Source organism: Dyadobacter sp. UC 10, from assembly GCF_008369915.1.
Lineage (GTDB): Bacteria > Bacteroidota > Bacteroidia > Cytophagales > Spirosomataceae > Dyadobacter.
The window spans coordinates 446,102-466,224 of sequence record NZ_VSRN01000001.1; the positions used below are offsets into that span (position 1 = coordinate 446,102).

General features: G+C 47.1%; 17 protein-coding genes. 13 read left to right on the top strand and 4 right to left on the bottom strand.

The annotated features are described in order from the left end of the window. Positions 1-139 precede the first annotated feature (139 nt). Both FXO21_RS01555 and FXO21_RS01560 read left to right on the top strand, forming a co-directional pair. Positions 140-1,747, top strand: coding sequence for a T9SS type A sorting domain-containing protein (locus FXO21_RS01555; protein WP_225865528.1), 1,608 nt, complete (start codon positions 140-142; stop codon positions 1,745-1,747). Between the two features lie 7 nt (positions 1,748-1,754). Continuing rightward, positions 1,755-3,776 (top strand): thioredoxin domain-containing protein, encoded by a 2,022-nt coding sequence (locus FXO21_RS01560; protein ID WP_149638448.1) that lies wholly within the window; start codon positions 1,755-1,757, stop codon positions 3,774-3,776. On the opposite strand, the gene FXO21_RS01565 is transcribed toward FXO21_RS01560, so the two are convergent. Then, complete coding sequence (locus FXO21_RS01565) at positions 3,768-4,286, bottom strand: DinB family protein (protein WP_149638449.1); 519 nt, start codon at positions 4,284-4,286, stop codon at positions 3,768-3,770. The two genes, FXO21_RS01560 and FXO21_RS01565, sit on opposite strands and share 9 nt — an antisense overlap. Before the next feature lie 234 nt (positions 4,287-4,520). On the opposite strand from FXO21_RS01565, the gene FXO21_RS01570 reads away from it, so the two are divergent. From FXO21_RS01570 to FXO21_RS01585, 4 genes are all read left to right on the top strand, one after another. After that, positions 4,521-5,075 carry a hypothetical protein gene (locus FXO21_RS01570; RefSeq protein ID WP_149638450.1) on the top strand — a complete coding sequence of 185 codons (555 nt, stop codon included), beginning with the start codon at positions 4,521-4,523 and terminating at the stop codon, positions 5,073-5,075. Positions 5,076-5,169: 94 nt separating this feature from the next. Beyond that, positions 5,170-6,096: a hypothetical protein gene (locus tag FXO21_RS01575; RefSeq protein ID WP_409014738.1), complete on the top strand. Its 927-nt coding sequence runs from the start codon at positions 5,170-5,172 to the stop codon at positions 6,094-6,096. A 16-nt stretch (positions 6,097-6,112) separates the two neighbouring features. Beyond that, a complete protein-coding gene (locus FXO21_RS01580; RefSeq protein WP_149638451.1) occupies positions 6,113-7,672 on the top strand; it encodes a phosphatase PAP2 family protein in 1,560 nt (519 codons plus the stop codon). 145 nt (positions 7,673-7,817) lie between these two features. Continuing rightward, the gene (locus FXO21_RS01585; protein WP_149638452.1) at positions 7,818-9,056 is read left to right on the top strand and encodes a DUF819 family protein; all 1,239 of its coding nucleotides are present in this window, start codon (positions 7,818-7,820) and stop codon (positions 9,054-9,056) included. A gap of 12 nt (positions 9,057-9,068) precedes the next feature. Here FXO21_RS01585 and FXO21_RS01590 read toward each other — a convergent pair whose 3' ends face one another. Together FXO21_RS01590 and FXO21_RS01595 are read right to left on the bottom strand one after the other, a co-directional pair. Then, positions 9,069-9,833: an MBL fold metallo-hydrolase gene (locus FXO21_RS01590; RefSeq protein ID WP_149638453.1), complete on the bottom strand. Its 765-nt coding sequence runs from the start codon at positions 9,831-9,833 to the stop codon at positions 9,069-9,071. Between the two features lie 6 nt (positions 9,834-9,839). Next, positions 9,840-10,217 (bottom strand): response regulator, encoded by a 378-nt coding sequence (locus tag FXO21_RS01595; RefSeq protein ID WP_149638454.1) that lies wholly within the window; start codon positions 10,215-10,217, stop codon positions 9,840-9,842. Positions 10,218-10,403: 186 nt separating this feature from the next. On the opposite strand from FXO21_RS01595, the gene FXO21_RS01600 reads away from it, so the two are divergent. The 6 genes from FXO21_RS01600 (at position 10,404) to FXO21_RS01625 (ending at position 17,544) form a co-directional block, all read left to right on the top strand. Next, positions 10,404-11,048, top strand: coding sequence for a DUF1684 domain-containing protein (locus tag FXO21_RS01600; RefSeq protein WP_149638455.1), 645 nt, complete (start codon positions 10,404-10,406; stop codon positions 11,046-11,048). Positions 11,049-11,174: 126 nt separating this feature from the next. Beyond that, positions 11,175-13,604, top strand: a complete 2,430-nt coding sequence (pheT, locus tag FXO21_RS01605; RefSeq protein WP_149638456.1) for a phenylalanine--tRNA ligase subunit beta — start codon at positions 11,175-11,177, stop codon at positions 13,602-13,604. A 43-nt stretch (positions 13,605-13,647) separates the two neighbouring features. Then, on the top strand, positions 13,648-13,992 hold the full coding sequence (locus FXO21_RS01610) for a hypothetical protein (RefSeq protein WP_149638457.1): 345 nt from the start codon (positions 13,648-13,650) through the stop codon (positions 13,990-13,992). After that, complete coding sequence (gene zapA, locus FXO21_RS01615; protein WP_149638458.1) at positions 13,989-14,300, top strand: cell division protein ZapA; 312 nt, start codon at positions 13,989-13,991, stop codon at positions 14,298-14,300. The genes FXO21_RS01610 and zapA overlap by 4 nt, the downstream gene beginning before the upstream one ends. A gap of 120 nt (positions 14,301-14,420) precedes the next feature. Then, positions 14,421-15,992: a ribonuclease Y gene (gene rny, locus FXO21_RS01620; protein ID WP_149638459.1), complete on the top strand. Its 1,572-nt coding sequence runs from the start codon at positions 14,421-14,423 to the stop codon at positions 15,990-15,992. 16 nt (positions 15,993-16,008) lie between these two features. Beyond that, positions 16,009-17,544, top strand: a complete 1,536-nt coding sequence (locus tag FXO21_RS01625; protein ID WP_149638460.1) for a sigma 54-interacting transcriptional regulator — start codon at positions 16,009-16,011, stop codon at positions 17,542-17,544. Between the two features lie 78 nt (positions 17,545-17,622). On the opposite strand, the gene recA is transcribed toward FXO21_RS01625, so the two are convergent. After that, positions 17,623-18,690 (bottom strand): recombinase RecA, encoded by a 1,068-nt coding sequence (recA, locus tag FXO21_RS01630; protein ID WP_149638461.1) that lies wholly within the window; start codon positions 18,688-18,690, stop codon positions 17,623-17,625. Positions 18,691-19,084: 394 nt separating this feature from the next. On the opposite strand from recA, the gene FXO21_RS01635 reads away from it, so the two are divergent. Continuing rightward, the gene (locus FXO21_RS01635; RefSeq protein WP_149638462.1) at positions 19,085-20,122 is read left to right on the top strand and encodes an aminopeptidase; all 1,038 of its coding nucleotides are present in this window, start codon (positions 19,085-19,087) and stop codon (positions 20,120-20,122) included. The last annotated feature ends 1 nt before the right edge of the window (position 20,123 follow it).

The window sequence follows — 20,123 nt, forward strand, 5'->3', positions numbered from 1 at the left end:
CTTCTTTATTTTAAAATTCAAGGCATTTATTGATTTGGTGTTCAAGCCATTTCGCTTTCACGGAAAATTAACATTGCACACATTACAAAAGTAACGAATTTGTCTGGCCTATCTTATGATCCTTTTCACTAAAAACTATTTGAGAAGATTTTTTAGCTGTATTCTGGCGGTTAGCTGCACCTGGTCAGCTTGCCTGGGTCAGGACTGCGAGCCTGCTTATGTGCTAAATCCGGTTACTGCCATCAATACCATCGAATGGGATAAGTTTCCTGAGTTTTCACTTCCTTTCAAGATCATTTACAGTGGCCCGCGGTTTGGCGACACACAGTCGCGTCCTTTAAAACATGGTTTCAGCCACATTGCAGCTTTCAGCGGGCCGGAGCCCGGTTCACTTCCCCGCAAGAACCGTGCAGTGCTCTGGTACGGGGTTGCCACATCAAGCGGCCAGCAGCCCTGGGCAGATAATACTTTGAGAAGTCCCTGGGGAAACGACACTGCGGTTTACCGCAGTTACTGGGACAATTTTGCTTCCACTGTAACCGATGTTGATATCGTATGCCTGGATATCGAGCGCATGCAGCGGGAAGACCGTGATATTCTGGCTTTGAAAAACAATCCTTCCATCCCGGCCAGTTACAGAAGTCTTTCGGATGCTGAATTTCTTGCCACCTATAAAAGAGATATGCGCTGGTGGTACACGGAAGCGATTAACCGGCTCAGAGCCAAAGGTGTAACCGCCAGTGTGAGCAGTTACAGTGACGTGCCTGTCCGTAATACGTGGCTGAATATTACCACCAATTCGTGGCAGGATTGGAAAACCAACCCTGCCCGTACGCATTATCTGACCCAGGACAATGCGGGAAAAATCGGAGGAAGCTTCCTCAATGCCCTGGATTTTCAGTCTCCTTCCCCTTATTACTATTACGGCTATAATCACCCGATCGGTAAGGACTACCTCTCCTACCTGCTCTTTAATATCGAGGCCAATGCCGCGTGGAGCGACAAGCCGGTTATCCCCTTTATATGGATGCGTATCCACGACAGCTATGATTCCAATACCCCGCTGATCAGTGATTTTCAGGCAGAAGCCACTGCCATATTTCCATTTTTCTCGGGTGCAAAAGGGTTATGGATGTGGGAAAACCCGTTTTTCCCAGGCGAGCGGCGGGAAAGCTATCGTGCGTATGAGCATTTCATTTACGGACTTTACCGCCTTTCGCAGTTTAAAGATATGTTCGAAGGCGACTACCAGCTGGTCATACCCCAGTCGGCGCGCGATCATATGGAACTGCAAAACCCCGTCTGGCGCGGCGTAGTAAAGGACAACCAGATTTTAATCGCTGCTCAAAACCCTTATGCAGCCGACGACCAGCAGACTACCATTGGCGTATCTCATCTGGGTTGGTCCCGGACGGTGACGGTAACAGGTAAAGAAATTTTTTTATGCAAATTCGATCTGAACGATACTGTCAATTCCAGTCAGCCGATGCTCTCTGATGCGTATGTTTTTCCGCATCTGGCAGCCCGTGAGCTGAATTTGATGTTAACGGGAGTCAATGGGGCTACCGATGTTGATTTCTCCCTGGTCAATACAAGAGGCCAGGTCGTTTTCAAACAAAAACTAAAAGCTCAAGCCGGGGAAACCCGGGAAACCATCTCTTTACCCCGCCTGGCCGCTGGCATGTATTTTGCCCGGTTTGAGACTTCCAAACAAACAATTACCAGAAAAGTAGCTGTAAACCAGTAAGTTGAATATGAACCGACTCAGCGAGGAAACCAGCCCATACCTGTTGCAACACGCCCACAACCCAGTCGACTGGTATCCCTGGGGTGATTTGGCCCTGCAAAAAGCAAAGCAGGAACACAAGCCGATCCTGGTGAGCATTGGCTATTCGGCCTGCCATTGGTGCCATGTCATGGAAAGGGAATGCTTTGAAAAAGAGGATATTGCTGCGATCATGAATGCGCATTTTATCTGTATTAAAGTCGACCGGGAAGAGCGACCGGACGTAGATGCGGTGTATATGGATGCAGTACAGGCCATGGGAGTGCGTGGCGGCTGGCCGCTGAACGTATTTCTGCTTCCCGATTCCAAGCCTTTTTACGGAGTAACCTATCTGCCGCCCCAGAACTGGACGCAGCTGCTTCAAAGCATTCACAACGCATTCACCAACCATTTTGACGAGCTGGCTAAGTCGGCAGATGGTTTTGTGGAAAATATGATCGTTTCAGACTCGGAAAAATACGGGCTTGCCAGCTCCACGGGCGGATTTAAGGTAGAAAACCTGGACACGATGTTTGAAACATTGCAGAAAAACTTTGATACCGTTCAGGGAGGAATGGACAGGGCACCCAAATTTCCAATGCCTTCCATTTACAAATTTTTGCTGCGTTACTATGATGTGAGCCAGAACCCGGAGGCGCTCAGGCACATTGAACTTTCTCTTAACCGCATTGCGCTGGGCGGTATTTATGATCACGCCGGTGGGGGCTGGGCCCGCTATTCAGTTGATGAAGAATGGTTTATCCCGCATTTTGAAAAAATGCTTTATGACAATGCGCAGCTGCTCGAAATTTATGCGGAAGCTTATGCACTTACCCGTAACCCGCTTTACGCCGACCGGATCAGGCAGACCGTCGATTGGCTGAGCAGGGAAATGCGCAGCCCGGAAGGCGGATTCTACTCTGCGCTGGATGCAGACAGCGAGGGAATAGAAGGCAAATATTATATATGGACTCAAAATGAACTGGAGAGCGTTTTGGGCGATGATTTCAATTGGTTTTCAAAAATTTACAATATTTCCCGGCCCGGAAACTGGGAGCACGGCTACAATCACCTGCATTTGACCGAACTGCCTGCACAAGCGGCCAAATCAGCCGGTGTGTATGATGATCAGTTCGAAGGCCGTTACAGAAACGCGCTGGAAAAGCTTGCCAAAAAACGGGAAGAACGCGTTCGTCCCGGGCTTGATGATAAAATACTGGCCTCCTGGAACGGCCTGCTCATCAAAGGACTGGCAGAATGCTATCGCGCGCTGGGCGACGAAGATATACGGTTGTTGGCCGTCTCGGCAGGCGAATTTCTGGCATCAGAAATGACCGTAGAAACAAGGCTTTTTCACAGTCACAAAAACGGAAAATCTTCGGTTACCGGGTTTTTGGAAGATTATGCGGCCATCATACAAGGGTATCTCGCACTTTATCAGATCACATTTGACGAAAGCTGGCTGCAAAAGGCCGATACGCTCACCGGTTACACACTATCTAACTTTTACGACACCGCTGAAAATTTCTTCCATTTCACCGACACCTATGGCGAAGCCCTGATTGCGCGCAAAAAGGAGCTTTTTGACAATGTAACCCCGAGCTCCAACTCTATCATGGCACATAACCTGTATAGTCTGGGCATGATACTCGACAAGGTCGGATACATTGAGGTTGCGGATCAAATGCTTTCGAAAATATCCAAACTGATCTTAACCGACGTGCAGTGGGTCAGTAACTGGGCAGCGCTTTATTGCGGCAGGGCAGTTCCCACAGCCGAAATCGCGATCATAGGCGAGCAGGCCGATGCCATGCGCAAAGATTTTGACCGCTTTTTCATACCCAACAAAATTGTGATGGGTACCAGCCAGGGCTCCGACCTGCCTCTACTGAAAAACAGAACGGATATCAATGCCAAGACAGCCATTTATATCTGTTACAATAAAACCTGCCAGTTGCCTGTCACCGAAGTTGAAAAAGCCCTTGAACAGCTTGGAGGCGCCTCACAATAAAGGAAAATACCGCTCCCTGATAATGCGCATGTGATGAACCGGATGTCCCAAAATAACAAAGCCGAGCGCCAGCGGCGTGATCTGCGTTTCATTGGCCGTCCCCACATTGAGCAGCATTGACTCGCTCATATTCTTGAAAAGCGGGATCGTAGCGGCGCGTACCAACTCAAATTCGGTCATCAGATCAGCGACACTTCTATTGGCGGCCATGGTATTGGCGGCCAGCAATTCTTCTTCATACCCTGCCAGGGCTGTCTTATCTCCGCGTGAGAAGCGAAGCGCGCGATAGGCCATAATCCGCTCATTGTCAATTACGTGCTGCAGAATATCCTTCACCGTCCATTTTCCCGGCGCATACACCAGATCACCAAGTGCCTGCAACTGTTCAATTTGCGCATATACCTGCACAGGCGCGTATTTTTTAAAGGCTTCAAAAATATCAATGTCTTCAATTAGGTTAATGTACCTGTCAAAGAATGGGGGCATTGGCTGAATACTGGATTTTTTCATGTCGTTTTGTGGAGTTAAAGGGATTTTTAAAGTAATCGGTATTTGATATTATTTGCGCTGGTAGCTTGAAAGCAAAATACGGATTCGGACACTACAAACAAATCCATCAGACCGGATAATTTATTAACCTTGGGTTACAATTATTTCATTTGATATAAGACATTTTTGCATCACAAACCTTCTTGTTTATGTGCTAAATTTCTTGCTACATTTGAATACAAATCCTCTTTCAAATTGAAAAGAATAGTACCAATCGGCCTATTGTCCCTGCTGCTCTACCATATGCTTGGCCTGAGCATGGCTGTTTTGTGCTTTGAAAAAGATTATCAAGTTGCTGCATTGTCCGGACAGCATGGAGACCGGAAGCTGATCAAGATGTACCACCCTAACCTTCCTTACTCGCCTGAGGTTCAACTGTCGGAGGAAATAAATGGTTTGATACGTTCGGAAAATCATTTTTATAACCCCGTACAGGTACGTCATGCCAATGATACACTGTACATCACGCTTGAATCCAATCAGGGCGCACGGGACAGGTTCGCAGAGCTGGCCGGGGCAATGGAAATGCTTAGCGATACCAGCTCGGAAATGCCGCAATCACCTTATAGTAAGGCATTAAAGCTATTTGGCAGCCTTTTTAATTCCTATCTTCCGGCCGGCGGCTTCACCCATTTCCAGTTGACTTTTGGGTCATTTCCTACCAATATAAAGCAATATCGCCTGCTGAATCCTGGAATCTACATTTCGTATAACAGCCCGCTTTCTACCCCACCTCCGGAAGTCTGCTAATCAAACAGTTCGTTTCTGATCAATTCATTTTACATGAATCCTTCATGGCATCGCAAGTAGCTGTCAGGGCATTTTATTTTATCTGTTATTCCTTATGTTAAAAACTATACTTAAAATCCAGTACTCACTGGCTGTATATTGTGCTGCGCTATTCCTATCGGTTTCTTCCGTCATGGCGCAAATGCCCAACGATGCGATCTATATGGCCAACAGAACTGCCTGCCTGGCTGTATCATACAACCATAGCTCGTGGGACAAATACTGGGAGAATTCGCTTCGCCGGGAGAACCTCAATATCGGCACGCATACAACTCAAAGCGTAATGCCGATGCTGGCAGTCGGTATTGTCAAAAACCTGAACCTGATTGTAGCAGTGCCGTACATATGGACCCAGACCAGTACTGGTAACCTGCGGTGGCAGAAAGGCTTTCAGGATGCGTCTGGCTGGCTCAAATATCGTTTTCTAAATGTCTCCGGATTTTCTCTACACGCAATCGCTGGCGGATCTATTCCAGTGACCAACTATATCCCGGATTTTTTGCCGATGTCGATCGGGATACAATGCAAGACAGCCACGGCAAGGCTGCTGGCAAGCTACCAGCACAAAACCGGCATTTATATGACTGCGCATGCCAGCTACATTTTCCGCAGCAATATTGAAATAGACCGCGATTCGTACCTGGCCGACAACAAATTGTATAGTTCAAATCAGGTACGTGTCCCAAACGCCTATGACGCAGCAGTGCGACTTGGCTATCTTAAGCGTGCGATCCAGGCGGAAGCGTACCTGGAATACGGCGCGTGTGACGGGGGCGATTTTATCCGAAGAAATGACATGCCGTTTCCTACCAATAACATGAAGTCGACCAGCCTGGGGGTTTACGCCAAATATCAGCCAAAAAATATTGGCGTCAATGCAAGGGCTGCGTATGTTGTTCAAGGTTCAAATGTGGGACAAAGCACTGCACTTTCGGCTGGTATCCTTTACCAGTTCCGCTATGCAAAAACTGATAAGAAATAAACGACATTTTTTTAAAATGAAACAAATTCAAATAGCTAGCCTCAGATCCGGCAGTGCCGGGATGCTTGTCATCATTTCTCTGGCCCTTTTTTCTTGCAATAAAAATGTTGATGAACCGACAGCCGGTATCAACGAGCCTTCCAGCCTGGAAGAGAATGCGGGTAACTGGAAACCATATGTGCTAGCTTCTTCGGGCGAGATCGCTGTCGCCGAGCCGACCGCTGTCAACAGTGAATACTATAAAACCGAGCTAAAAAAGCTCCGGGACATCGCTGACGCAGTAACACCTCACCAAAAAGAGCAGGTTAATTTCTGGGGCGCCGGGGCTGTATTTCGCTGGAATGAAATTGGTCGCGAGCTGGCCGCACGCTACAACACCCCGCCAGCGTCCGACAAGGATGGTAAATACCCACTTCCTGATCCGGCCAACCCGCTGGCAGACCCGAAGTTTCCATTTGCGAACCCTCCTTATACAGCGCGCGCGCTGGCATACCTGAGTGTGGCACAGTACGACGCGCTGGTCAGTGCCTGGAATTATAAATTTAAATACAGGCGACCGGCCCCTTCCAAAACAGACGGAGGGATCAAAACATTGCTGCCTGTTACAGACCTGCCTTCGTACCCCTCCGAAGATGCCGTGGTAGCCGAAGCTTCTTTTCAGATTTTAAAGGCAATGTTTCCCGGTGAAGTACCTTACCTTGAGCAAAAGCTGAAAGAACACAAGGAAAGCCGCATGTGGGCAGGAATGAACGTAGCAAGTGATATCGAGGCAGGAAGTGCGTTAGGAAAAGCGGTTGGTGAAAAGATCATGGCCAGAGCGAAAACTGATGGAATGGGTGCGGCCAATAACCAGGCCAAGACGGCGGAGATGATCGCGAATGCCAAGTTGATCGGCATCTCAGAGCCCTGGGTCAGCCAGGAGTTCCCGCCACGCGCTCCTATGCTGCCAACTTACGGTTTTGTAAAGCCCTGGAACTTCGACGCCGCAACGGTCCCTACCTTGCGCCCGACACCCCCTCCTGCAATTGGCAGCGCCGGGTTTAAAAAGGATATGGACGAGCTTACCAGCATTGCCAAAAATCAGACACGGGAACAAGCCCGGATTGCCAGTTTTTGGTCCGACGGCGTAGGAAGCTACACGCCTCCGGGGCACTGGCACCGCCGCGCCGCCAATCTTTGCCACGAAAAAAAATTCAGTGAAGTAAGGACAGCCAGAACACTTGCGTTGCTCGGGACAACTTTACAGGATGCCGGTATTGCCTGCTGGGACGCTAAATATTACTACTACTACCCCCGGCCCAACCAGATGGACAGAAAAGTAAAAACCTCAGTGGGATTACCAAACTTTCCATCCTATACCTCGGGGCATTCCACCTTCTCGGGAGCTGCGGCAGAGCTGCTGGCGCATATTTTCCCAGCCGAAAAGCAAAAGCTGGACGCAATGGCCAATGAAGCCTCGGTATCGCGCATTTATGGATTGATCCACTACCGGTTCGACTGCGAGGCCGGACTATCCTCAGGCCATAAAGTAGGTGAATTCGCTGTTGCAAGAGCGAAAACAGACGGCGCAGAATAAACTATCTTGAAAACACAAAAAATAGCAGTGCCACCCTGGTACTGCTATTTTTATGCCTTTGCATTGGTCAATATCCGGCTGTTTTGACCAATATTTCAAAAACACCGCTATTTTTACCCGGAGACGAAACCTGACTTTCAAACAAATGATCAAAAACGACGCTGTCGTACTGGGAATTCTAATGTTAATACTGGGCGGAATATTCTATACTGCCTCTCTCGATACTAAATCCTGGAAACGTTTTTACAGCATCATTCCGCCGCTGCTCCTTTGCTATTTTATTCCGGGGCTGCTTAACTCTTTTGGCGTTATCGACGGTGCCGGATCTCAATTATACCCGGTCGTTTCCAAATATTTCCTGCCGGCTTGCCTGGTGTTTTTCACCATCGGAATGGACTGGAAATCACTTGCAAAACTGGGCCCGAAAGCGTTGATAGCCATGCTGACCGGTACCATGGGCATTATGATAGGCGGGCCGCTGGCGCTTTGGATCGTAGGAAGCATCAGCCCGCAGACTGTTGCCGGCGAAGGCCCCGACGCGGTTTGGCGCGGACTCGCTACCGTCGCAGGAAGCTGGATCGGCGGCGGCGCAAATCAGACTGCACTCCGGGAAGTCTTCAAGCCCAGTGATGTGTTGTTTTCTCAAATGGTCGCCCTCGATGTTCTGGTCGCCGAACTATGGATGGCCGCATTGATTTACGGAGCCGGAGTTGCTAGCCGTGTGGATAAACTACTGGGTGCGAACAGTGCGCTGGTTGAAGACGTTAAGCTGCACATGGACAGTGAGACCCGGCTGAATGAGCGCAATCCTCAAATGAAAGATTATATGTTTATGGCTGCTGTCGGCTTCGGCGCGACCGGCCTGTCACACGGTTTGGCGGAATTGATAACTCCATTTTTGAAGGCGAACTATCCGCAACTCGAAAAGTATAGTTTGACTTCCAACTTTTTCTGGGTGATCAGCATTGCAACGCTGATCGGCATTGCCCTATCGGTCACTCCCGCGCGAAAGCTGGAATATTCGGGCGCCTCCAAGCTGGGCAGCGTCTTTCTGTATGTTCTGATCGCAACGATAGGGATGCAGATGGACCTGGGCGCTGTTGCAGGGAATCTGGGTTTATTTGCCATTGGACTGATCTGGATCTCCATTCACGCCGTCATATTGATAGCGGTTTGCAAATGGCTTAAGATCCCCTTTTTCTTTCTGGCGGTAGGGAGCCAGGCGAATGTTGGCGGCTCGGCTTCGGCTTCGGTGGTTGCCGCCTCTTTCCATCCTTCATTGGCCCCGGTAGGCGTTCTGCTGGCGATTCTGGGCTATGCGATCGGGACTTACGGCGGATATCTGACCGCGCTGGCCATGCAGTTTGTTAGTAAGTCATTGTAATTCTTAGCATACTTACAAAGTCTGCAGAACCAATCCGTCGTAAGCAAGCCGCACATTTCGGGGGAGTTCCTGCTCGATATCCGCATGTAACCCGAGCTTGTGGCTGATATGGGTAAGATATGCTTTCGGGATTTTCAATTTTTCAATCAGTTCAAGCGCCTGCGAAAGCGTGAAATGAGAAAGGTGCGGCTCTTTTTGTAAAGTATCGAGCACCAGAACTTCCGACCCTATGATTTTCTCCTGCTCTTTTTCAGAAATGAAATTGGCGTCGGTAATATAGGTGAAGCCGCCTATCCTGTAACCGTAAACTGGCAATTTGTGATGCATGACTTCAATGGGCGTCACATTCACTCCAGCTATATCAAACGGCTTGTTTTCAATGGGATGCATTTCAAAATGCGGAACGCCGGGGTAGCGTGTTTCAGAAAAGGCATAGGAGAATTCGCTACGGATCTGATTGAGTACTTCGGGCCGGCCGTATAGCGGCATATCCTTTTGCTGGCGATGATTGAAGGCCCGGATATCGTCCAAACCAGCGGTGTGGTCCTTATGCTGATGGGTAAAAATGGCAGCGTCGAGATGTTTCACATCGGCCCTCAACATTTGCTGACGAAAGTCAGGGCCTGTGTCGATCACGAAAGTCCGGCCTTTTGTTTCGATCAGTACGGAGGCTCGTAAACGGTTGTTATGCTGGTCACCAGAATGGCAAACGGCACATTCACAGGCGATAACTGGTATTCCCTGTGATGTGCCGGTCCCTAAAAATGTGATCCTCATTCGGTATTATTCTGTCAGATGCGCCACCACTTCAACCAGGCGGTCAAAATTCAAAGGTTTCATCAGCGCGTCATCAAATCCAGCCTCTTTGAAATCTTCTTCTGAATAATTTTTTGCATTTCCCGTGATAGCAACGATCGGCGTTTTGGCCTTTTTCTCGTTAGGCAATTTGCGGATACTTCTTGCACATTCCATTCCATCCATCACGGGCATATTGATATCAAGCAAAATGATATCAAAATCCTCTTTCTCAAGAAGCTGCAATACTTGTTCGCCATTTTTCACCGAAGTGATTTCATAGTGTTGGAATTCCAGTATTTTCCTTGCCAGATTTTGAATTACTGAACTGTCTTCGGCAATGAGGACTCGCTTTGTGTATGACATATGATGGGTCAGGTATTGGTTTTAATTATTTGCCAGGTCAATTTAGGTATATTTCAATCAACAACACAAACCAGTTTTGCGTGAAATTTCAAAATTGTCACAAAAAAGTAAATAAAGCCGGGATACTTTTTTCCGTGCTGGCATAAGGTGTAAGTTTGCAAACCGTTTACCATTACCGTTTTAGTTATGTTTAAAAATAAAGTGATCCGGTACAGCACGATCGCGATGGTTATCGCAATCCTGGCCTACTTTATGATCGAAAATTTTTCCTCGGCCAATGATCCCCTTGCCGCAGTAGATCCCCAGCAATACAAAACCAAACTGCTTGAAGAAAGAGCAGCCAAAGATGAGCAGTTCCGGACTGCGGAAGATTCGCCGATCGCCAACAAGGAAAGCTTCCATGGACTGCATTACTTCGATCCGAACATGACATTTCGCGTCATTGCGACAATATCTCCTTATATGAACGACGATAAGGAAATGATCGTGAAATACACCGATGGTACCGAAGAAAAATATGAGAAGTACGGTTATGCCAATTTCAAGATTATGGGCGAAGACCAGAAACTATTATTGCTTAAAAATGAAGGCGTTATCTCTGTTCTGTTCCGGGATGCCACCAGCGGAAAGCAAACTTACGGAGGCGGCCGCTACATTGATTACCCTGCTGCCGACATCAAAAACAATATGCTGGTCCTGGATTTTAACAAAGCGTATAATCCTTATTGTGTATATCAGGAATCGTACGCATGCCCGGTTCCGCCAGCTGAAAATAAGCTGACCGTGCCCATTGAAGCCGGCGAATTGATCGAGAGTGCGGTTCACGAATAACGCGTTTGGCCCACAGAAAAAGTCATTTGTAATGCATTTGACAAAGTCGCGTTCCAACTAAATCATTATTTTTGCATAAAAGCGGTTTTACGACAAAGCCGCTTTTATTATCATTACAGTAATCGCATGAAGATCTCTTATAAGTGGCTTAAAGACCTCATTGAAATTAACGAAACACCCGAAGAAATCGGGAAACTGCTGACAGCCACCGGACTGGAAGTGGAAGCAATAGAAGAGATAGAATCTGTAAAAGGCGGCTTGCAGGGCGTAGTAATTGGGCAGGTTTTAACTTGTGAAAAACATCCGGAAGCCGACAGACTGAGCATGACAACCGTTGACGTAGGCGGAGAAAATCCCCTTTCAATCGTATGCGGCGCGGCTAATGTCGCCGCAGGCCAGAAAGTGGTCGTAGCGACCGTCGGCGCCGTACTTTACCCAACCGGCAGCGAGCAGCCTTTGGTATTGAAAAAATCAAAGATCCGCGGCGCTTTGTCGGAAGGCATGATCTGCGCAGAAGATGAACTTGGGATCGGTACTTCTCATGATGGTATCCTGGTTTTGAATACCGACGCGCCAAACGGAACACCGGCCAGCGAATATTTTGGTATTTCTTCCGACTATCTGATTGAAATAGGATTAACGCCTAACAGAGCCGATGCAGCTTCGCATTTTGGTGTCGCACGGGATCTGAAAGCCGTTTTAAACCGACCTATTACGCTTCCTTCCGTTGCCGATTTTACGGCAACCAATCAAGAACTTGTGATTCCGGTGGAAGTACGCAATCAGGAAGCTGCTCCACGGTTTACAGGATTGACAATTTCAGGTATTACGGTAGGAGAATCACCGGAGTGGCTGAAAACGCGCTTACAAACGATCGGTATCCGCTCGATCAACAATATTGTAGATATTACCAACTACGTATGTCACGAGCTGGGCCAGCCAATGCACGCTTACGATGCTGCAAAAGTAAAAGGCGGCAAAGTTATTGTAACTACCCTGGCAGAAGGTACCCCCTTCGTTACCCTCGACGGTGTTGAAAGAAAACTATCGTCGACCGACCTGATGGTTTGTAATGCAGGTGACGGCGTTACACCGGAGCCGATGTGCATTGCCGGTGTTTTCGGAGGGCTTACTTCCGGAGTTTCGGCCGAAACCACCTCTATTTTCCTGGAAGCCGCCTATTTCTCACCTGCCTGGGTGCGCAAAACTGCCCAGCGGTTTAGTCTGAAGACGGATTCATCTTTCCGTTTTGAGCGAGGTACTGATCCTAATATGCCCCTTTTTGCACTGAAACGTGCTGCATTATTGATCCAGCAGGTTGCCGGCGGGCAGGTTACATCTGATATTGTTGATATTTATCCCGGGCCGATTCAGGATTTCAGGGTTGAAATGAAATACCGTAATATCAACAGGCTGATCGGGAAAACACTGGAAACGGAGCAGATCAAAACCATTTTGAGTGATCTGGATATTCGGGTTGAAAATGAGACTGAGGCTACTTTTACGGCGATTGTACCACCATACCGGGTTGATGTGCAAAGAGAGGCGGACGTGATCGAAGAGATCCTGCGTATTTACGGGTTTGGCCAGGTTGAATTGTCCGAGTCGATGAGCTCTGATTTTCTGTCTGACTTTCCAGTCAACGATCCGGAAAAGCTAAGATTGCGCGCGGCTGAGCTTCTTGTGGGCAATGGATTCAATGAAATGATCAACAACTCGCTGACGAAAGAAGAGTACCAGCAGACGCTGGGAGAAAGCCTTTTCGGCGGGCCGGTGAAAATCCTGAACTATCTGAGCGAAGATCTGTCGGTAATGCGCCAGACGCTTCTATTTTCAGGATTGGAGGTAATAGCCCACAATGTAAACCGCAGGCAGCGTGATCTGAAACTGTTTGAATTTGGTAAAACCTATCATCAGACAGGAGAAAAATATGTAGAGAAGGAAAGGCTTTCCGTTTTCCTGACAGGTAATATCCGCCAGGAAAACTGGATCGAAAAATCCCGCGAAGTTACTTTTCACGATCTGGCTGCATTTGTCAATCAGGTGCTGACATCCTTAAAAATTAAAGAAGTCGAAAAGCAGGAAGCTAATCAAACGATCTTCAAAAGCGGACTAACGCTTTTGGCTAACAAAAAACCGGTGGTTACCCTTGGTCTGCTCCATGCGGCGATCACTAAAAAGCTGGATATCAAGGCGCCGGTCTATTTCGCTGATTTTGACTGGGAATATCTTTTGAAGCAATACAACTCCGCGGTGGAATACAAGGAAGTACCCAAGTTCCCCGAAGTGCGCCGCGATCTTTCCGTGGTGGTTAGCAAGAAAATCACTTTTGAAGAACTCAAGCAAATCGCCTATCGCACTGAGCGCCAGCTTTTACGGTCGGTCAATGTGTTTGATGTCTACGAGGGAGCAAACCTGGAAGGAAAAAAATCCTATTCGATCAGCTTTATTTTGCAGGATGAACAGCAGACCCTGACCGACAAAGTGATCGATAAATCGATGCAAAGGCTGATCGGTGCGTATGAAAGAGAATTTGAGGCTGTCATCAGGAAATAAGCAGAGTTACTTTTGTTTTTGATCAAATTCATCAGGCTGACAAATGGAAAGGAGCATTGAGCGCATTATTGAACACAAACTTTCTGACCTGGAAAGAAAACTTGAGTTCCTGATCAATACAAAAGAGAAATTAAGTTGGACCATTTCTGAATTGCAGCGGGAAAATGCAGAGCTGAAACTGGCCAATATTAAGCTAAAAGAGGAGTCGAGGGAATTGAAGAAAAAAAGCGGGAGTTTGGAAAAAGACTTTAATAAGTCCAAAACTTTCGCTAAAATTGTCACTAGTAAACTGACACCAACAAGCGGAATTGCCGAGCTGAAAGACTCAGTTGAAAGATATATCCAGGAGATTGATAAGTGCATCGAATTGCTTGAAGATACCTTATGAAAAAAAATAGCATACCTAATCCAGACGTTTCTGTCTTTATAAAACTGCTGGACAGAGGTTTCAAACTGAGCGTTCCGGCGGATCAGGAGAAATTTTACAGGGATGGGTATGAGGTGTTCTTGCATCGTGTGCAACAGCATAAATTAAGAGGAAAAGTATACGGAGACATTGAAGCCATCGCGCTGACTTCCATTGAGTGCCTTGTGGCATTGCAAAGGAACCAGGAGCAGATGGATGATCTGATCCTGGCTTTTAAGAACAGAGTTGAGAAACTGGATGAAGCAATTTCCGGTGCCATTGAAAGCTAACAACTTTAGAGCAACCCTTTAATTTGAGAATCTTCTAATACTTCTTTCAAATCCTTCAATTTCGGCATTTTTAGTATTGGCGTAGTCGGTAAAACCAACTATATATAAACCATTATGGAAATGTCAAATTCTTTGTTTTTCATCGTAGTCCTCTCTGATATCATTGCCATTGGCGTGGGTATTTTTGCAGGTAAATACATTTTCCAGCGATCATTTGATCAAAAGGAAAAAGAAGCCCAGGAGAGGGCCGCTGAAATTCTTCGAAATGCGGAAAGTGCAGCCGAAAACATCAAAAAAGACCGCATTCTTGAAGCCAAAGAAAAATATTTGCGCCTGAAAACGGAGTTCGAAGAAGATGCCAACAAGAAACGCAGCATTCTTCAAAGCAATGAACAAAAACTCAAGCAGCGCGAGCAAAGCATGAACCAGGCCCAGGAGCAGAACAAGCGCCGGGAGAACGAGCTGGAAGCCCTCAAAACTAACCTGAACCAACAACTCGAAGCCGCCACCAAACGTAAGGAAGAGGCTGAAAAATCATTACAGCAGCAGGTTACCCAGCTTGAAAAAATAGCAAATCTAACAGCCGAGCAGGCACGTGAGCAACTGATCGACGCGCTGAAAGCCGAGGCGGATACCAGAGCCGGATCGTACGTCAAAAGCGCGATGGAAGAAGCACGCCTCACTGCCACCAAGGAAGCCAAGAAAATTGTCATCGAAACCATTCAACGGACTGCTGCCGAACACGCGATCGAAAACTGCGTATCAGTTTTCAATATTGAAAATGATGATATCAAAGGAAAAATCATCGGTCGTGAAGGACGTAATATCCGTGCCCTGGAAGCTGCAACGGGCGTTGAGATCATCGTAGACGATACCCCCGAGGCGATCGTCATATCCGGTTTCGATCCTGTCAGAAGGGAAATCGCGAGACTTTCGCTGCACAGACTTGTTCAGGACGGAAGGATACACCCTGCCCGAATCGAAGAGGTCGTTGCTAAGACCCGCAAGAATATCGATGATGAAATTGTAGAGATCGGCGAACGTACGGTAATCGATATGGGGATCCACGGACTGCACCCTGAGCTGGTTAAAATGATCGGAAGAATGCGTTTCCGTTCATCTTACGGACAAAATCTGCTGCAACACTCCCGAGAAGTAGCGAAACTTTGCGCAACCATGGCGTCGGAATTGGGCTTAAATACCAAACTGGCCAAAAGAGCAGGACTGCTGCATGATATTGGTAAGGTATGGCCGGAAGAATCAGATCTGCCGCACGCAATTCTCGGAATGGAATTGGCGAAGAAATACAAGGAAAATCCGGAAGTATGTAATGCGATCGGAGCTCACCACGACGAGATCGAAATGACCAGTATCCTCTCGCCGATCATACAGGTTTGCGATGCGATATCGGGTTCACGTCCGGGTGCGCGCCGCGAGATGATGGAATCTTACATTCAGCGTTTGCGTGACCTGGAAAACATGGCGCTCTCTTTCGATGGCGTTGAAAAGTGCTACGCAATCCAGGCAGGAAGAGAATTGAGGGTGATTATCGATGCTGAGAATGTATCTGACGAAAAAGCAGGTATGTTATCGTTCGATATATCCCAGAAAATAGAGAAAGAAATGCAGTACCCCGGGCAAATCAAGATCACTGTGATCCGCGAAATGCGTTCGGTTGCCTATGCGCGCTAACATTAGATTATCATACATGAATTACTCACAGCTTACCAGTTCAGAACGATTGGGTATCCAGACGCTCGGCGAACTTAAAGAGGCAGGTTATCAGACACGTTCCATTAAGCAGGAGTTAAGAGATAATCTGATTGCGAAAATCAGGCTAAAAGAAAACATTTTCCCAGGAATCTGGGGCTACGAGGAGACGGTCATTCCGGATGTGGAACGGGCTATCCTTTCCATGCATAATATCAATTTTCTGGGCCTGAGAGGGCAGGCTAAAACGCGTATCGCCCGGATGATGGTAGACCTGCTCGACGAATATATTCCTTATATCAAGGGTTCAGAGCTGCACGATGATCCGCTTGAACCGCTCTCGCGCAAGGCGAAGGACTTCATCGCTGAACACGGTGACCATACAGAAATCGCATGGCTGCACAAAAATGAACGTTATACCGAAAAACTCGCTACGCCTGATGTGTCCGTCGCAGATTTGATCGGCGATGTAGACCCCATTAAGGCTGCTACCATGAAATTGCCTTATTCTGATGAGCGTGTCATCCATTTCGGACTGATTCCGCGCTCGCACCGGGGCATTTTTGTAATCAATGAACTTCCAGATTTACAGGCACGTATTCAGGTAGCTTTGTTCAATATCCTACAGGAGGGCGATATTCAGATCCGTGGTTTCAAATTGCGTTTACCGCTTGATATTCAGTTTGTCTTCACAGCCAACCCAGAAGACTACACAAACCGTGGCAGCATCGTAACACCGCTGAAAGACAGGATCGAAAGCCAGATCGTGACGCATTATCCGAAAACGATCGATACGGGCAAGAGAATTACCGAACAGGAAGCAGTTGTGAAGCCGGAGCAAAAACAGCTTGTACAGGTCAATGAACTCGCCAAAACGCTGATCGAACAGATCGCATTTGAGGCACGCGAAAGTGAGTATGTGGACAGCAAGAGCGGAGTTTCTGCACGTTTAACTATATCAGCCTACGAAAGTCTTCTGAGTACAGCGGAGCGTCGTGCATTGATAAATGGCGAAACTTCCACTCACGTACGTATTTCTGATTTGTATGGAGTTATTTCGGCAATCTGCGGCAAAGTCGAGCTGGTTTACGAAGGCGAAGTAGAAGGCCCCGTTATTGTTGCTCAAAATCTGATCGGGAAAGCGATTCGTACGCAGTTCCTAAATTTTTTCCCCGATCCCGAAAAAACCAAAAAGAGCAAGATCAATCCTTATGCCAAGGTGATCGAATGGTTTGGAGCGGGAAATGAAATGGAAATGCCGGTCGATATGACCGATCGGGAATACGTAGCGAGATTAAAGACCATTGACGGCCTCGATGATTTTGTAGACATGCTCAGTGCCTATTCCAATGCGGAAGAAAAGCTGTTCATGATGGAATTCGCATTGCATGGAATGGCGGAATTTTCGCTGATTGGAAAGCAATCTCTTGATCAGGGAATGAAATTTCAGGATTTGGTCAGCAGCATGTTTTCCGGTCCGGAAGATGAAGACTACGATTTTGACGACGATGATGACGACCGCAAGCCGTTTTAATCTTTAATCAACCTTAATGGATAACAACTAAAAATGCCCTGCTTAACAGGGCATTTTTAGTTGGCTGAATTTCAATTCTTATAAAGGAGCACCTTCATCCACTACATTTGGCTCGCTTGTATCGATCAACGAATCAGGGTCATTGTTGACTTTACCACGCACTTTGGATTCAAGCTCTTCCAATAGTTCAGGATTATCTTTCAGAAGCGTTTTAACGGCATCCCTACCCTGTCCAAGTCTGTTTCCTTCATAGCTAAACCAGGATCCGGCTTTTTTGACTATTTCCAGCTCTACCGCCAGATCGATCACCTCCCCCACTTTTGAAATACCTTCCCCGTACATAATGTCAAACTCGACAACTTTAAACGGAGGGGCAACCTTATTTTTAACCACTTTAACGCGGGTACGGTTACCCAGGATCGCATCTGCGCTTTCCTTGATCTGACCGACACGACGAATGTCCAGACGGACAGAAGCATAGTATTTAAGGGCGTTACCGCCGGTAGTTGTTTCAGGATTGCCAAACATCACACCGATTTTTTCCCTGAGCTGGTTAATGAATATACAGCAGCATCCGGTTTTGTTGATTACGCCGGTGAGCTTGCGAAGCGCCTGCGACATTAATCTTGCCTGCAAGCCCATTTTACTTTCCCCCATTTCACCTTCCAGCTCCGCCCTTGGCACGAGCGCCGCAACAGAGTCGATCACAATAATATCGACAGCGCCGCTGCTGATCAGGTGTTCTGCAATTTCAAGCGCCTGTTCGCCATTATCCGGCTGCGAAATCAGCAGGTTACTAGTATCGATACCCAGCTTCTCAGCATAAGATCTGTCAAAGGCATGCTCCGCATCGATAAATGCGGCAAGTCCGCCTTTCTTTTGTGCTTCTGCGATGCAATGCATCGACAGCGTTGTTTTACCCGAAGATTCCGGGCCATATATCTCGACAACGCGACCTCTCGGCACGCCGCCTACGCCCAATGCCAGGTCAAGCCCAAGTGACCCTGTAGAAATGACCGGAATATCCAGAACCTTACTGTCGCTCAGGCGCATAACCGTGCCTTTTCCATAAGCTTTATCAAGCTTTTCCAGCGTAGTTTGTAATGCTTTTAGTTTGTTGTCCTTATCAGAAATTGGTTGTGCCATAAATGGTGACAAGATGTTAGTTTGTACATGAAAAAAGCGGCTTTTGGATTACAAAAACCGCTTGAAGACTGGTCTTTTTCTAATTGTAAATTTAGTAAATTCAGCGTAGAATGCAAGGTAGTTTTCTGCAAAAAATCATGCTTTATATGACTTAAAGCTCATTGCTAAACTATTAGACAACATGCGGCCAAATAGCTAATTTTCAAATGGTTGATTTCAATGATTAGAAGGCAAACAGACAGCCACTGTCAGCCACGCACAGGCAATATGTGGCCGCAAAATCAGTTATTTTTTCGATATCTTTCCTGCTCACAGGATTTAATTAAATTTACGGTTGAAGGCCGGTTAAAACCTGGCCTTTTTATGTTAATAGTACAAAAAAGACCCGCTTCCATTGATCAAGAAAATATTGCTTGCCTTATTGGGCATCATTTTACTGCTGAGTATTTTTTATTACGATGTGCTTTCTTACGGCTTCATGCAGGCGCGCGGACAAATCAGCATTTTAATGAATGTCGAACAGGTAGACGAAATCCTGGCCGACCCCAATTTTCCCGACTCGCTTAAAAGAAGGGTTCGTCTGATTCAGGAAATCAAACAGTTTGGCGTGGACTCGCTCGGGCTGAGTCCCTCCGAAAATTACACGACTTTTTATAACCAGCACGGGCGTCCGCTTATCTGGCTGATTACCGCTTCCGAACGCTACAAGATTGCACCGCACGAATTTCACTTCCCGATAGTCGGCACATTTCCCTACAAAGGTTTTTTTGATTCCACCAGAGCGGCTTATGAAGAGCGCGAACTGATCAAAAAAGGGCTGGACACTGATGTCGGAAATGTATCCGCCTGGTCGACATTGGGCTATCTGAAAGACCCTATCCTGTCGAGCATGCTCAAAAGAAAAGATGGAAACCTGGCCAATCTGATCCTCCACGAGCTTACGCATGGTACGCTTTTTGTCAAAAACAACCTGGAACTGAATGAGAACCTGGCCAGTTTCGTGGGTGATCAGGGTGCTATCCGGTTTTTGAGATATAAGTATGGTGCCGAATCCGCCGAAATGCGGGCGTATGAGTATTCAAAAAAATACAACGATGGCTATTCGCAGCATATGCTGAGAGGGACAGTCAGACTGGATAGTTTGTATCAAACATTTGGAAATGACCAGTCCGCCGATGCGGGAAAGGATTCTTTGAAGAAAAAGCTGATCCGGCAAATCATCGAAGATGCTGACACACTGCTTTCAGGGACTCAGACGTTAACAACAAAAAGGCGCCTGGCGGACGATAAAATCCCGAACAATGCATACTTTATCAGCTATTTAACCTATAAGTCGAAACAGGATATGTTTTTACGGGAGTTTGAAAACAGGTTTGCAGGCGATCTGAAAGCTTACCTGCAATACCTTAAAAAGCAATACCCCTCTATGTAAT